This window comes from Enterobacter cloacae complex sp. 370H10 (assembly GCF_050031535.1).
Classification (GTDB): Bacteria; Pseudomonadota; Gammaproteobacteria; order Enterobacterales; family Enterobacteriaceae; genus Enterobacter; species Enterobacter intestinihominis.
In genome coordinates, this window is sequence record NZ_JBLGWG010000001.1 from 4,238,159 (window position 1) to 4,251,948 (window position 13,790).

Here is a 13,790-nt window from a genome sequence, read left to right on the forward strand (position 1 = left end):
AATGAAATAAGATCACTACCGGGCGTATTTTTTGAGTTATCGAGATTTTCAGGAGCTAAGGAAGCTAAAATGGAGAAAAAAATCACTGGATATACCACCGTTGATATATCCCAATGGCATCGTAAAGAACATTTTGAGGCATTTCAGTCAGTTGCTCAATGTACCTATAACCAGACCGTTCAGCTGGATATTACGGCCTTTTTAAAGACCGTAAAGAAAAATAAGCACAAGTTTTATCCGGCCTTTATTCACATTCTTGCCCGCCTGATGAATGCTCATCCGGAATTCCGTATGGCAATGAAAGACGGTGAGCTGGTGATATGGGATAGTGTTCACCCTTGTTACACCGTTTTCCATGAGCAAACTGAAACGTTTTCATCGCTCTGGAGTGAATACCACGACGATTTCCGGCAGTTTCTACACATATATTCGCAAGATGTGGCGTGTTACGGTGAAAACCTGGCCTATTTCCCTAAAGGGTTTATTGAGAATATGTTTTTCGTCTCAGCCAATCCCTGGGTGAGTTTCACCAGTTTTGATTTAAACGTGGCCAATATGGACAACTTCTTCGCCCCCGTTTTCACCATGGGCAAATATTATACGCAAGGCGACAAGGTGCTGATGCCGCTGGCGATTCAGGTTCATCATGCCGTTTGTGATGGCTTCCATGTCGGCAGAATGCTTAATGAATTACAACAGTACTGCGATGAGTGGCAGGGCGGGGTGATGCTGCCAACTTACTGATTTAGTGTATGATGGTGTTTTTGAGGTGCTCCAGTGGCTTCTGTTTCTATCAGCTGTCCCTCCTGTTCAGCTACTGACGGGGTGGTGCGTAACGGCAAAAGCACCGCCGGACATCAGCGCTATCTCTGCTCTCACTGCCGTAAAACATGGCAACTGCAGTTCACTTACACCGCTTCTCAACCCGGTACGCACCAGAAAATCATTGATATGGCCATGAATGGCGTTGGATGCCGGGCAACCGCCCGCATTATGGGCGTTGGCCTCAACACGATTTTCCGCCATTTAAAAAACTCAGGCCGCAGTCGGTAACCTCGCGCATACAGCCGGGCAGTGACGTCATCGTCTGCGCGGAAATGGACGAACAGTGGGGATACGTCGGGGCTAAATCGCGCCAGCGCTGGCTGTTTTACGCGTATGACAGGCTCCGGAAGACGGTTGTTGCGCACGTATTCGGTGAACGCACGATGGCGACGCTGGGGCGTCTTATGAGCCTGCTGTCACCCTTTGACGTGGTGATATGGATGACGGATGGCTGGCCGCTGTATGAATCCCGCCTGAAGGGAAAGCTGCACGTAATCAGCAAGCGATATACGCAGCGAATTGAGCGGCATAACCTGAATCTGAGGCAGCACCTGGCACGGCTGGGACGGAAGTCGCTGTCGTTCTCAAAATCGGTGGAGCTGCATGACAAAGTCATCGGGCATTATCTGAACATAAAACACTATCAATAAGTTGGAGTCATTACCCCGGAACAAAACGGATATTAAGTCATTATCAGAAAAAATAAACGATGCGATGGTAGGGCACAATGGTTTATTCATTTCTATAAAAAACATGGAAAATGAAAAAATTGTTGAACTCTATGCCAAAAATTCTGTTGTTCCAGCGGTCCTGCTTAATAAGTCGGGTGATATTCTCGACTATATGATCCAGACGGAAGAAAATAACACCGTGTACCGCAGTATCTCGCGGCGGGTTGCCGTGACGCCGGAACAGGGTAAAAGCAAACATGTCATCATTACGGTTGCCACGGATACTGGGTATCACACCCTGTTTATGGATAAGCTCAGTACCTGGCTGTTCTGGTTCAATATCGGTCTGGTCTTTATTTCTGTTTTTCTGGGCTGGCTGACCACACGTATTGGTCTGAAACCGCTACGGGAAATGACCAGTCTGGCTTCCTCCATGACCGTACACAGCCTGGATCAGCGTCTTAATCCCGATTTGGCTCCGCCGGAAATTTCTGAGACCATGCAGGAGTTCAATAACATGTTCGATCGCCTGGAGGGGTCATTCCGGAAACTGTCAGATTTCTCGTCTGACATCGCGCATGAGCTGCGCACAGCGGTCAGTAATCTGATGATGCAGACGCAGTTTGCACTGGCTAAGGAAAGGGATGTTTCGCATTACCGCGAAATCTTATTCGCTTACCTGGAAGAACTGAAAAGGTTGTCACGAATGACCAGTGATATGCTTTTTCTGGCACGTTCAGAGCATGGTCTGCTGCAGCTGGATAAACATGATGTGGATCTGGCCGCCGAACTGAATGAATTACGTGAGCTGTTCGAGCCTCTGGCAGACGAAACAGGAAAGACAATCACCGTTGAAGGAGAGGGCGTTGTTGCCGGAGACAGCGATATGCTGCGACGTGCTTTCAGTAACCTGCTTTCCAATGCAATCAAGTATTCTCCCGATAACACCTGTACAGCGATACACCTTGAGCGTGACAGTGACTGTGTGAACGTGATGATTACGAATACGATGTCCGGCCAGGTTCCCGCTAATCTGGAACGTTTGTTTGATCGGTTCTATCGAGCTGATTCATCAAGGGTCCACAACACGGAAGGCGCGGGGCTGGGATTATCAATTACAAGGTCGATCATTCATGCTCATGGCGGCGAGCTGTCAGCAGAACAGCAGGGGCGGGAAATTGTGTTCAGTGTGCGCCTGTTAATGGATTAATCCCGTTCTTCAGGAGAAACCTGGAAGGTGACAAAATTGTCATCATTCAGTCACGCGATAAACAGAGGCGGTTTTTTATAATCATACATAAATCAGGAGCAGAGTGATAACGCAATCGCCTGGTTCCTGGAGTGATGAATAACCCGCCCTGAGATCAAATGCTTTCTCTGTTATAAGCCGTTGATTGTTTGGGTATGAAAACACCGGAGACCCAACCATGAAAAAGATCCTTGTATCATTTGTTGCCATTATGGCTGTCGCTTCATCCGCCATGGCTGCAGAGACAATGAACATGCATGACCAGGTAAATAATGCCCAGGCACCCGCCCATCAGATGCAGTCAACCTCTGAAAAAAGCGCTGTTCAGGGAGACAGTATGACAATGATGGATATGAGCGGACACGATCAGGCTGCAATGTCCCATGAAATGATGCAAAACGGCAACGCTTCTGCCCACCAGGACATGGCGGAGATGCATAAAAAAATGATGAAAGGCAAACCAGGGGCCACCAACGAATCAGCAACGTCATTTTCAGAAATGAACGAGCATGAAAAAGCCGCTGTTGTGCACGAGAAGGCGAATAATGGTCAGTCTTCCGTTATTCATCAGCAGCAGGCTGAAAAGCATCGCAGCCAGATCACCCAGAATTAACCCGCAGCTCCACTTGTTAGACCCTCATTTGACGCCGAAGTCACTGGCTTACGCTCCCGTCCGGGAGCGTTTTTTTTATTCTTTCATTTATCATTGAGTCTTATGGGAATGGATTTAATCAGTTACTTAATCCCTGCCTCAGCAACAAGTCCCGGAAAGAGCAGCTTTATATTCCGGGTTTTTCTGCTCATAACCTCAACGGTGGCGCTTAGGATGTACTTTGTAAGTACCCAGAGTGTGTGTCATCAGTACCGGTGTTAATGCACCAGCCCATTCCAGCCATGTATACCCATGTAAATCCCAACAGCAGCAATCAGGGCGCTTGAAATATAGGGGGCTCTTCTGGCGATGGTATTGAAGCCACTCCAGCGTTTGGCGACCTGACGAACGCTGATCGCCGCACCCACTCCAACCGTTACGAGGGTCAATGCCAGGCCGATACTGAAACAAACAACCAGTGTGGCACCCAGCGTAAGCGCTTTAAGCTGAAGGCAGATCAACAATACAGTTATAGCTGCCGGGCAAGGGATAAGCCCTCCTGTCAGTCCAAATATCAGGATTTGCCCGTTGGTTACTTCTTTCCCGTCGAAGCGGCGTTTTATGTCATTGGCATGAGCCAGTTCGTGAGCGTCCTGATACTCTTTCGAATTCACATCCAGCCCATCAAGCTCAGAGTGGTCATGGTCATGGTCGTGTTCAGCGAACGCCACATCATAGTCATGGACATGACCACGATGTCCCAGAGACAGACGTACGTTGAAACTGTGAGGCTCAGGGATGGGAGATGTTGACTCCAGATAATCACCATGATCAACAAATTCAAAAGTCTGAGAGATCGTACTGTTTTCCCGAAGTGTGGTTAATGAGATATCTTCAGAAGCCCATCTTTGGCCACTAAGAGTGCGTAGCCGCCAGTGGGGAAGTTGTCCTTCTTCAAAAATGGACAGTTCAACTTTTCCATGGCCAGTATCGATCAACCTTGTTTCGTCATGGTGATGATGTTCATTCTCCTGCATTCCCTCCAGCCAGTTTTTCTCACCGCTCCAGGTTCGCCAGAACATCCAAAAAGCCGTACCAAGGATGATCACTGAAGAGACCATCTGTAGCCAGGGTTCGGCTGATTCTGCGGTAAATTTATTACTGATATACATCCCTCCAAAAGCAATCAGCCATACGACTGCAGTGTGCGACAATGTTGCCGCGACACCCAGCATCACGGCCTGACGTACGGTGCCTTTTATAGCAATGATGAATGCTGCCATCATTGTTTTGGAGTGCCCGGGCTCCAGTCCATGAAGCGCGCCAAGCAGAATGGCGCTGGGGATGAAAAACCATGCGTTGCCTTGCTGAAGAAGTGTCGTAAATTCGTTCATGAGAATCATTCTTGGTTATTAAGTGTAGGCCGGATTCTACTCCCCCCCAGTAAAATATACTACCCCCCAGTAGAATAACGCTGGTATAGTTACATAAAATATCCAGGAGAGTGAGAGCCCACATGTCACATACCATCCGCGATAAACAAAAACTGAAAGCACGTACAAGCAAGATCCAGGGGCAGGTTGCTGCGCTGAAAAAAATGCTTGATGAACCTCACGAATGTGCCGCTGTACTGCAACAAATAGCCGCCATACGTGGTGCCGTGAATGGTTTATTGCGTGAAGTGATTAAAGGACATTTGACTGAACATATTGTTCATGAAAGTGAAGAACAGAAACGAGAAGAAGACCTGGACGTTGTGCTGAAGGTTCTGGATTCTTACATCAAGTGACAGTTTGGCTAAAAGCCCTGAGCATTAATTTATCTAAATAACACGTTATCAAGTGACGGTTTTGGGCTGTTTGTAGCGGCATAGTGAGTTTGTTTAATCAATGAGCTTTAAGATGCCCCCCTTCATGCAAGGCAACGCGTACATTTCTGGTACATCTACTTCCCTTACTTTGCTCAGGGCAACCCACATTGTTAAAGCCTCTACTCGCTGACCATCAAAATCACCCAACGTCAGATAATGGAAAAAAATTTTGGATGACATTTTGAAACGTGTCCTCTGCTGTGAACGTCGAGAGATGCTACGCGAGAAAGGAGATGACCTACTTAGTATCCTGTTAAGTAGGTCTATCTGAAGAAGTAGACAACTTTAAAGTCTTTTTCATGTTAAAGGAGACAACTTTAATGTCTGTGTACACCTACCTTTGCTCAAATCAAAATGTTCTGACATACCAAAATGGAGTGTAAAATGACTCAAAACCAGGGTTCTGAGCCAGTACCGGCGAGCCGGACAGGGCAGCTCATCAGCGCCCGGGATATGGCCATGCAGAAATTCGAAGAAGGGATGCGGTTAATCTCGGAAGCGTCGGAACTGTGCGGTCTCTCTCTCTTCACCAGCAGAATTATGCAGCCCAACGCATTTGGTCTTCCGTCGTCACTGGATCGCACCATCGAGGAGGGGCGTAAGGAAATTGACCGTAAAACGTGGAAAAGGCTCTTTGAAGAAACAGGTATGGACCGGTACTGGAACCATAAGCAAAAAGAAGCCTTTAACGAATCCCTTCGTACGGATCCGCCCGTCGCTTCCCTGGAGATTGTTAAGGGAACATTACAGCATGCACTGGCTAACAGACGAGACACCCTTGCAGAAGGTTTCGTTGATGTTCTCAACAAGCTTGACCGAAGTTTCAAAAGCAATGCCAGGCAATATACAATGCCAAAAAAGCTTGTTCTTCGGGGGATTTTTCCTGGTGTGAACGTGCTGAGGTACAACGGTTTCTCGCAGGACAATCACTTTTGTTTACGCGACTTTGAGAATATTGTATGCATCTGTTCTGATACTCCAACACCTGCAACCGGCGGTGGGCTGAGTATGGTCGACAGGCTGACGGCCATGAGAAATACAGAATTCACAGGCGAGGTCAGTGATGAGAATGGCTGGCGGTGTCGCCTGTTTGAGAATGGAAACGTTCATATTTGCATCGACAGTATCTCGCTTCTGAATGCTCTGAACGATCTTATCAGCATATATTTTGCAAACCAGCTTCCGGCCGCAGGAAAAAAATGATGATTGAAAATGATAAAGAAAAAAGCCTGAACGATGCTACCCCGCCAGAGGTGCAGAATGACATCCGCAGCGAATCCACTGAAAAATCAAAGGAAATGGGTCGTTCAAGGTACTCATCTATCGCGATGATCGATTACTTCAATGCAATCGAACGTCTGTGCAAAGAGAAAGAAATTAACCCGGAAAATATCGATCTGAGCTTCAAAGTTCACTGGCTCAGAAACGCTGTTGGCGGCTCGTTTGCAAGGTCACAGGAGATGTTCGCGGAGTACCAGAAGTATGTTAAAGAGGTTCCTGAAGAGGCCCGTTACCTGGATATACCCGATGAGGTAAAGGTTGCACTCGGCGATATTATCTCGTACATCACCTGGCACTACCGTAGAAGCTATACCGCAATACAGAATGATAGTGTTAAAAAAGCTGAAGCACGTAGCATGCAGCTGGAGGAGGAGGTAACGCAGCTGTTACAGCGGCTTGAGCAAAGCGCTACCGATATGGATGAGCTGAAACTTGAGAATCAGGCACTACAGGGTCGATTAGAGATCCGGGACAGTACCGTCAAGGAGTTAGAAACAAGGCTGAATGTTGCCGAAGCAGAACTCGAAACCTGCCATCACCAGTTAGATAGCACACGGCATGAATTGAGCCTCGCACAGCAGTCAAATGACTCACTCTCCCAGCAACTGGCTGAACGTAAAACAGAGATCGCTGGTCACCTTGAATATCAAAAAAAGCTGAACGAAGAGATCAACACGCAGCGTTCTGATAACGCCGGTCTTTCCAGACAATGCGACCAGTTAAGTCAGACTGTGTCAGATACAAAGGCAGAGAGGGACAGGTTTGAACAGGAATTGATTGCTGCACAGAACCTTTGTACTGAGCTGAAAAGTGCACTGTCCGGGAAAGAGGGTGACCTGGTGGCGGTGAATGCCGAACTTACTGAACTCCATAAACTAAACGAGTCGCTGAGCGCCGACCTGAATAAAGTAACTTTGGTCAGCCAGGGCTATGAAGCGGAAGTGGCTGAACAAAGCAATGAACTCAAAACGCTCCAGGCCAAAGTAATGAAGCTGGAAGCTACCCTGGAGGCGGAGAAAACAATCTCAGAATCCCTGAAAGGCACCATTGATACATTAACTGGTGCAATGGCAGGGGGAGGTACTGGAAAGTCAAAACAGCCGCGTAGCAGAAAAACATCATGATAAATGAAGCCAGGTTGATACACTTCTCTGCATCCCCTGGCACATAAGAACTTCTGCGGACATTCAGCCCGTCCGCAGGAGTTTTCGTCCTTCAGTCAACAAATGCACTACCTTTTTTGAGTCTCCACTTTCCAGAGCAGAAAACACGTTACCGATTCTACCAACAGCTTGTATCTGAGTGATAACCCCAGTCTTGTAATCATCTAGGATCCCTGACAGGAAAGCGTTCAGTTTTGTCTGTTCGCTTAGCGAAAGCATGTAGGACATTTTTTCTCCATTTTAAGCAGGTGTGTCAGTTGAAAGAGGTTTGCGTGATTCTGGAAAATGAGGCAGCACCATAGTTTCAGATGCTGTGGTCGCATCCCAGTGCCACCATCCATAAGGCCCATATTCACGGTTGTAATAATCTTTTTTGAGTTGCTTTCGGGCCAGATAAGCAGGAGTGGCCATACCAAATACTTCCATCGGGAACGGCTTATCGCTTTTTGTGTCGAGCAGGTAGAAGTCAGGGAACACCTCACTAATACTCGCATCATAACGCATGGGCTTAACGTACTGCCGGTGCTCTGCATCCAGCTTTTCTGCAACAACCGCCTCATAGGAGGAGTCCAGAGGTATCCAGTTCTCGCTAACGTGCATCAGCACAATTTGATGAGCTCTTACAGAAGGGCCTCTGCCGGTTACCGCAGCTGGTGACGTCAACGCAAAGACAACTATTTTCGCCCCGGATTTCCATGCTGCGTACTCCGATGAAAATCGTTTCTTTACGCTATCCCAATGGACTTCTGAATTGAAAAAAATCAGCGGTAGCCCCCCAAAATTCCGCAGGGGTAAAAATTTAAGTGGCTTCTCATGCTTTTCAGCATCGTAGCGAGGTAAAACTGACAGGAGCATGAGACGTTTATCACTCATCGCCTGTGATGAAAGACGCTGAATTTGCGACTGAGCGACAGGTTGTTTCGGGTCAGGTACACCAATGAATAAATGGTCACCTATGCAGGCTCTGCCGGTACGAATTTGTTTAGCGGTTTCAAGCAGACGATACCGTACCAGTGAATCGTTACGTTTCCCTGCCATTTTCGGGTACCAGACATTCAGACCAGACTCTGTCCACAAAAGACTAAGCAAGCCCAGGAGGGTCATTGAGGCCTGACCTCCTTCTGGTCGCTGAACATGGGGCAGGGGAGGCACTTCTGATTTTTCAGGAGGATCTTTCTCTGTCATACCGATACCGAGCCTTACAGCCATATCACCTTCGGTTGTAATCCGGACCACACCACTCGCATATCCTTTCAGGCCGGTATGCCGGGCATCAAGGGAGAAGAATACACAGGAAGGATCATGCTCAATGCCCGTGTTAGCGGCTTTGACGAGAATAAAGGCATCACCGTTCGGTAAAGCACGAACATAAAGTCGCTTTTCTCCTTTTCCACGACATCCGCAGGTGATGACTGATTTTTGACCTGAGGTGTGGTGTGCCTTTTTAAGAGCCGACTGCCACCCTTTAGCAAACTCATCCTGCGTTTGAAAGTCAGGTGAATACCTTTTGACGTTTGGATCGTCGTCGTAAGCAATCATCACTGCGAATTTTTGGCTCATAGTAGTCTCCTAAACAGGAAGTTTAATATCCCAACCAGAGCAACACTTCCTGAGCGTCATACTGTTCCTTTACGCCCATGTCGCTAAAGAATTCTTCGAAATCTGTTTCGGGAACGCAATGCCTGGACAGTTCTTGTAATGCTCGTTCTTTAGATACCGTCTCACCTTCAGCTGATTCGAAATACGTCATGGTTGACCTCTGACATTATTACAACAATCTTAAGCATTTAAATTGATGAAGGAGCTCAGGTCAGCTGACTTCGTCGTAAAACTGCCGCAAGCGCTGGGAGGCTGCAAATTCAATTCGTGACTTCAGCAGTTTGGCGACGGCCGCAAAGACATCAACGACCACGGAGTTCCCAAACTGTCTGTAAGCCTGTGTATTGGACACAGGGATACGGAAAACACTTTCCCCGGGTTTATCGAAGCCCATTAGCCTGCTGCATTCACGTGGCGTTAGCATGCGTGGCCGACGGTCCATGTTGTATGTGTTATGGAAATCAGTTTCTCCCAGTTCATGAGACCAGCCCCGATCAATAAGAATTTCAGATCCGTCTTTCATATAGCGGCTTGAGAGGGTTCTGGTGACACTATTAACATTGGAAGGATCTACTAGTCCAAAACCAAAACCATTGCCTTTTGCCGCATGTTTCTTTGCATAGTTGTATAAGTACTCCCAGAGTTTAGGGGAGAGGATGTATTTACTATCTACGCTCGGATCCAGTAAATCTGAGAGAGAAGGGCGCTTGTCCGGATAAAAGTCTTTAATGTCTCTCAGAGTAAAACCGTCTTTCAGACGTAGGTCGCGGCGAAAACCAATAAGGACGATACGTTCACGGTGCTGGGGTCGGAAATGACGGCCATCGATGACTTTAGGATCATCCGCGCCCGTGCTTTCGCTGTTTGCGACGTCGTAGCCAAGCTCATCGAGCGTTTTCATGATGATGTTAAAGGTATTACCCTTATCGTGACTCTTCAGATTTTTTACGTTTTCCAGAACAAAAATTGCAGGTTGTTTTGCCCGGATGATCCTGGCCACATCAAAGAAGAGCGTACCCTGAGTGTCGCACTCGAAACCGTGTTTGCGACCCATAGAGTTCTTTTTACTGACACCGGCGATGCTGAATGGCTGGCATGGAAATCCCGCAAGAAGAACATCATGATCCGGGATAGAGGCATCGATAAATTTGTATGCCTCGTCATCAGTAACCTCGGGCCGGTTGCTAAGAGTGATGTCACGGATGTCTGAATTGAAGCGGTGCTCGTTCTCATCGCAATACCAGTTCGCCCGGTAAGTACGGCTGGAATAAGTATTCCATTCGCTCGTGAAAAGACATTTACCACCGATGGCATCAAATCCGCTTCGCAGTCCACCTATCCCTGCAAACAGATCGATAAAGCTAAAGTGCCTGTCCTCATAATCAGCAGGTCGTGAAGGTATTAAAGTCTGTAGATAGCGTCCATCTGCGATACTCAGCTCACAATGCTCAGGTATGCATGTAACCTGACGTTTAAGGGATGCACGGGACCAATTACTGCCATTTTCATCATTTAATACCTGAGCCAGATATTTCAGGTCATAAATGGTCGAAGCTGTTAACAAAGTTTTGTGGATCAGAGATGGTGTTTTATCCACATCATTCAGGTCTGTCTCAAGATCATGAGTGTAACGTTTCATCCAAACTCTCTCAGGAATAATATCTTTGAGATAGATTAACACGCTTAATTTGGATTATTTTTTGGTTCAGGTTCTAAATTTATTGTGATTATTCTGCCTTTAAGTTGCAAAAAGATTGGTTTTAAGCCCGCCCATGAAATAATGACTTGTTAAAATACTGCCTGTAAATAGGCTTGTGGATACATGTCTGTACTCAACAAATCAAGGTGAAATGATGTTTTTTTTAACAAAGTTACTTTTGCCCATCATGATTGTTGTATTCCCAGTGGCGTCCTGGGGGAACTCAACAACTTTTGAGGCAAAGGTGGTTAAGATTGTTGACGGTGACACCATAACTGCGTTGGATGCTCAAAACACAACCATCAAAATACGGATGTATGGTATAGACGCTCCTGAATCTAAACAGGCTTTTGGCCAAAAAGCAAAACAGGCCTTAACCACAGCTATAGCAACTAAAATCGTTACCGTGATAGACCATGGTACGGATATCTATGGCCGTATGTTAGGTACCATCTGGTTAGATGGATATGATATCAATGCCTCTATGGTGGACAGTGGATATGCGTGGGTTTATCGGTTCGAAGATAACGCCATTGTCCCTGGCTATATCAAATATGAATCCGCAGCACAAAAGGAGGCAAAAGGGTTATGGGCAGACACCAACCCTGTCCCACCATGGCAGTGGAGACAGGCAAACGAAAAGCCCAGAAAGGTGAAAGGGAAGAAATAACCATGATGAAAGAGCCTCATCCGTTACTTCAGTTGGTACTAAACGATTCCGGTCGTCTAACCATGCCTGTTTATTATAGAGATCAACAGTATTGCCCGACTTGCCTTACAAAGGTGTTGAAGAGTGAGGATGGAAGTTTGGCGCACCTCGGGGAAATAAATCAAAATACATGTAGACCTTCTATTTCAGTAGTTGTGACAAAAGCAATTATTGAAATGTTATGTGACGGGGAAAAAATATTTGTAAATCCAATACGATACCGAGGCCGGGTGCTGGCACCCTCAGTAATTTTTTCTCCCGACACTCACACTTTCAAACCGTTTATAAATACAGACTATCAGCCTGTGGGAGCAAACTGGAAAAGTGAAAAGGGATATAAACTCGGTCTGTTTTATCTCAAAGATCGAGCCAACTCTATCAATAAAGAGGAATTTGATTTCATTGCCGTTATAGACCCTAAGGCAATGCAGAAAGAATTTATTTCGGCCTGGTCTGAGGTTGATGAAAAAAATCCATTGGAAACGCTGAAGCAGATCTTACGATCTAAAAACAACTCTTCTTTATGGGTAAAATGGCCTGGCAAAATTGAGCATGCGCAAAAAGGAAATTGCAACGAAAATTACTGGTTCGATTATCAATCTGATAATCAGGAAGTGAACTGTACGGTCTCTGTTGTAGGTATCGAAGGTAACAGTTCCGGTGAGACAATTTATAGATTGCAAACTTTGCTAAAGCGTAAGCTCAATGAATATCAACTGGTTCGGTCTTTAGGGACTATTATGCTTCTTGATAATACCGGGAATATGATTCCATCAAACCATCCTTATTTTGAAGTCATCTCAAAAGCATGTATAAATGGAGTGCGTGACTTTGTTCGTCAAAACCCGTGGGTAGTCTGACGGTCAACTATAAAGCATAATATAATTAGTAATAACAAGGAACAGACATGAATGAAAACTCAGTAATCTTAATAAGTTTATTTTGGTTTTTTTTTGGATCGAGTGTTGTAGCTGGTTTTATGGATGCATCATTATATTGCTGGATTTTTGCAGCCATAAGCGCATTGTTTCTTCTTTCGGTGATACAAACACCAAAGGAGTTAACGGTATCTATTCTTCTTGCGGTACTTATGGCAAGCTCCGCAGGTGTTTTCATTCTGGCTTATAAAGTCAAAACGAATGTCGTTTCACCAATCTATCTCTTAAAAAAGCCTACTGCATACATGGCTGAAATAGATAACCGAAGGATTCATGGTTACTAAATATTTTGCAATTGCATCATTTGACGGTCCGGGTTTATTTACCCACAGCATCGACTAATTCAAGAGGTTACATATGATAGTTTCAGAAGCAATTTTTTATTCTTCTATTATTTCCTGGGTTCTTTATTGGTGGTTTATTGGAAATATTACTAAAAAGGTAGGGATGCTTGTTGTTCCACTCACGCTTACCTTCGGATGTTACATTTATGCAATTCATTTGGATGATTCCGAACAGCAAACCAATTTACGTTGGGAGCAGATCGGTTTTATTACCTTTATAATTGTGATAATGTGGGCAGGAAAGTTTGTGATGAAAAGACTATCTGAATGATGATCTAATCCACACTTTTCGATATCTTAGAAAAGTAACTTTGTGAGCAAACAGTCATATGACATGCAAAACGCTGATCTCAAAGACAGATGATGGATACACATTTAGCATTTCACCTTACGAAGACGGGTACCGCTTATCAGTCTCGCCTGAAAATCGTCACAATGGTACCCAAAGCTTTGACGGCTGGTTCCCACGTTTTTTTTCCGAACCACAGTATGCCAAATCATCTTTAACTAAGTTTCTCGGTGAGTCCTTAGTATGGGAAGAAGATTCAAGTAATGCTCTATGAGATTACTTATTATAAATTTTTCTATTAATCTCCATGGAGTGATATATGAATTTGGCCTATTTTTTATTTTTGTCTATAACTGTTATGCTTACGAGCTTTATTATTAAATCACTTGTCGTATTGGTAAAGTTCAAATTACTTCGTGATGAACGTCTCGAATATACCAGCAATAAAAATATTGATGAGATGTACGATTTAATGAATGCGAAGGAAGAAATCCTCATAAGGCATCATAAGCAGATGTTGGCATTGCATCTTTCACTATTAATATTCGTTCTATTTATTGC

15 protein-coding genes are annotated in these 13,790 nt (G+C 45.4%); 11 read left to right on the top strand and 4 right to left on the bottom strand.

What is annotated here, in order from left to right:
• The first annotated feature begins 69 nt into the window (after window positions 1–69).
• The 4 genes from catA (at window position 70) to ACQG2Q_RS20910 (ending at window position 3,358) form a co-directional block, all read left to right on the top strand.
• Complete coding sequence (gene catA / locus ACQG2Q_RS20895) at window positions 70–744, top strand: type A chloramphenicol O-acetyltransferase (protein ID WP_031942326.1); 675 nt, start codon at window positions 70–72, stop codon at window positions 742–744.
• Between the two features lie 33 nt (window positions 745–777).
• Window positions 778–1,475 (top strand): IS1-like element IS1B family transposase gene (locus tag ACQG2Q_RS20900; RefSeq protein WP_095033700.1). Its coding sequence is split into 2 segments (ribosomal slippage): window positions 778–1,027 and window positions 1,027–1,475, totalling 699 coding nucleotides; the frame shifts between segments, so codons are not numbered across the junction.
• Window positions 1,468–2,706, top strand: coding sequence for a sensor histidine kinase (locus ACQG2Q_RS20905; protein WP_077269371.1), 1,239 nt, complete (start codon window positions 1,468–1,470; stop codon window positions 2,704–2,706). The genes ACQG2Q_RS20900 and ACQG2Q_RS20905 overlap by 8 nt, the downstream gene beginning before the upstream one ends.
• A gap of 217 nt (window positions 2,707–2,923) precedes the next feature.
• Complete coding sequence (locus ACQG2Q_RS20910) at window positions 2,924–3,358, top strand: hypothetical protein (RefSeq protein ID WP_000723070.1); 435 nt, start codon at window positions 2,924–2,926, stop codon at window positions 3,356–3,358.
• A 257-nt stretch (window positions 3,359–3,615) separates the two neighbouring features.
• On the opposite strand, the gene ACQG2Q_RS20915 is transcribed toward ACQG2Q_RS20910, so the two are convergent.
• A complete protein-coding gene (locus tag ACQG2Q_RS20915; protein ID WP_001572377.1) occupies window positions 3,616–4,731 on the bottom strand; it encodes a nickel/cobalt efflux protein RcnA in 1,116 nt (371 codons plus the stop codon).
• Window positions 4,732–4,853: 122 nt separating this feature from the next.
• Between ACQG2Q_RS20915 and rcnR the strand changes: the two genes are divergently transcribed.
• The 3 genes from rcnR to ACQG2Q_RS20930 all read left to right on the top strand — a co-directional run bounded on the left by rcnR (window position 4,854) and on the right by ACQG2Q_RS20930 (window position 7,612).
• A complete protein-coding gene (gene rcnR / locus ACQG2Q_RS20920; RefSeq protein ID WP_000019951.1) occupies window positions 4,854–5,126 on the top strand; it encodes a Ni(II)/Co(II)-binding transcriptional repressor RcnR in 273 nt (90 codons plus the stop codon).
• Between the two features lie 465 nt (window positions 5,127–5,591).
• The gene (locus ACQG2Q_RS20925; protein WP_000193209.1) at window positions 5,592–6,410 is read left to right on the top strand and encodes a DUF4942 domain-containing protein; all 819 of its coding nucleotides are present in this window, start codon (window positions 5,592–5,594) and stop codon (window positions 6,408–6,410) included.
• On the top strand, window positions 6,407–7,612 hold the full coding sequence (locus ACQG2Q_RS20930) for a hypothetical protein (RefSeq protein WP_001572381.1): 1,206 nt from the start codon (window positions 6,407–6,409) through the stop codon (window positions 7,610–7,612). Before ACQG2Q_RS20925 ends, ACQG2Q_RS20930 begins: the two co-directional genes overlap by 4 nt.
• Before the next feature lie 279 nt (window positions 7,613–7,891).
• Here ACQG2Q_RS20930 and ACQG2Q_RS20935 read toward each other — a convergent pair whose 3' ends face one another.
• Genes ACQG2Q_RS20935 through ACQG2Q_RS20945 form a run of 3 tightly spaced genes read right to left on the bottom strand, consistent with a single transcriptional unit; the run spans window position 7,892 to window position 10,889 of the window.
• Window positions 7,892–9,211 (bottom strand): DUF1173 family protein, encoded by a 1,320-nt coding sequence (locus tag ACQG2Q_RS20935; protein WP_000078514.1) that lies wholly within the window; start codon window positions 9,209–9,211, stop codon window positions 7,892–7,894.
• Between the two features lie 22 nt (window positions 9,212–9,233).
• On the bottom strand, window positions 9,234–9,401 hold the full coding sequence (locus tag ACQG2Q_RS20940; RefSeq protein ID WP_000220758.1) for a hypothetical protein: 168 nt from the start codon (window positions 9,399–9,401) through the stop codon (window positions 9,234–9,236).
• A gap of 60 nt (window positions 9,402–9,461) precedes the next feature.
• On the bottom strand, window positions 9,462–10,889 hold the full coding sequence (locus tag ACQG2Q_RS20945) for a DNA cytosine methyltransferase (RefSeq protein ID WP_000833382.1): 1,428 nt from the start codon (window positions 10,887–10,889) through the stop codon (window positions 9,462–9,464).
• 214 nt (window positions 10,890–11,103) lie between these two features.
• On the opposite strand from ACQG2Q_RS20945, the gene ACQG2Q_RS20950 reads away from it, so the two are divergent.
• The 4 genes from ACQG2Q_RS20950 (at window position 11,104) to ACQG2Q_RS20965 (ending at window position 13,211) form a co-directional block, all read left to right on the top strand.
• Complete coding sequence (locus ACQG2Q_RS20950) at window positions 11,104–11,619, top strand: thermonuclease family protein (RefSeq protein WP_031942328.1); 516 nt, start codon at window positions 11,104–11,106, stop codon at window positions 11,617–11,619.
• A 2-nt stretch (window positions 11,620–11,621) separates the two neighbouring features.
• On the top strand, window positions 11,622–12,518 hold the full coding sequence (locus ACQG2Q_RS20955) for a hypothetical protein (protein ID WP_000975181.1): 897 nt from the start codon (window positions 11,622–11,624) through the stop codon (window positions 12,516–12,518).
• Window positions 12,519–12,565: 47 nt separating this feature from the next.
• Window positions 12,566–12,880, top strand: a complete 315-nt coding sequence (locus tag ACQG2Q_RS20960) for a hypothetical protein (protein ID WP_001005009.1) — start codon at window positions 12,566–12,568, stop codon at window positions 12,878–12,880.
• Window positions 12,881–12,953: 73 nt separating this feature from the next.
• A complete protein-coding gene (locus tag ACQG2Q_RS20965; protein ID WP_000637193.1) occupies window positions 12,954–13,211 on the top strand; it encodes a hypothetical protein in 258 nt (85 codons plus the stop codon).
• The last annotated feature ends 579 nt before the right edge of the window (window positions 13,212–13,790 follow it).

Coding starts and splice junctions, on each gene's coding strand:
- catA (WP_031942326.1), top strand. CDS start 70: ATGGAGAAAAAAATCACTGGATATACCACCGTTGATATATCCCAATGG.
- ACQG2Q_RS20910 (WP_000723070.1), top strand. CDS start 2,924: ATGAAAAAGATCCTTGTATCATTTGTTGCCATTATGGCTGTCGCTTCA.
- ACQG2Q_RS20915 (WP_001572377.1), bottom strand. CDS start 4,731: ATGAACGAATTTACGACACTTCTTCAGCAAGGCAACGCATGGTTTTTC.
- rcnR (WP_000019951.1), top strand. CDS start 4,854: ATGTCACATACCATCCGCGATAAACAAAAACTGAAAGCACGTACAAGC.
- ACQG2Q_RS20925 (WP_000193209.1), top strand. CDS start 5,592: ATGACTCAAAACCAGGGTTCTGAGCCAGTACCGGCGAGCCGGACAGGG.
- ACQG2Q_RS20930 (WP_001572381.1), top strand. CDS start 6,407: ATGATGATTGAAAATGATAAAGAAAAAAGCCTGAACGATGCTACCCCG.
- ACQG2Q_RS20935 (WP_000078514.1), bottom strand. CDS start 9,211: ATGAGCCAAAAATTCGCAGTGATGATTGCTTACGACGACGATCCAAAC.
- ACQG2Q_RS20940 (WP_000220758.1), bottom strand. CDS start 9,401: ATGACGTATTTCGAATCAGCTGAAGGTGAGACGGTATCTAAAGAACGA.
- ACQG2Q_RS20945 (WP_000833382.1), bottom strand. CDS start 10,889: ATGAAACGTTACACTCATGATCTTGAGACAGACCTGAATGATGTGGAT.
- ACQG2Q_RS20950 (WP_031942328.1), top strand. CDS start 11,104: ATGTTTTTTTTAACAAAGTTACTTTTGCCCATCATGATTGTTGTATTC.
- ACQG2Q_RS20955 (WP_000975181.1), top strand. CDS start 11,622: ATGATGAAAGAGCCTCATCCGTTACTTCAGTTGGTACTAAACGATTCC.
- ACQG2Q_RS20960 (WP_001005009.1), top strand. CDS start 12,566: ATGAATGAAAACTCAGTAATCTTAATAAGTTTATTTTGGTTTTTTTTT.
- ACQG2Q_RS20965 (WP_000637193.1), top strand. CDS start 12,954: ATGATAGTTTCAGAAGCAATTTTTTATTCTTCTATTATTTCCTGGGTT.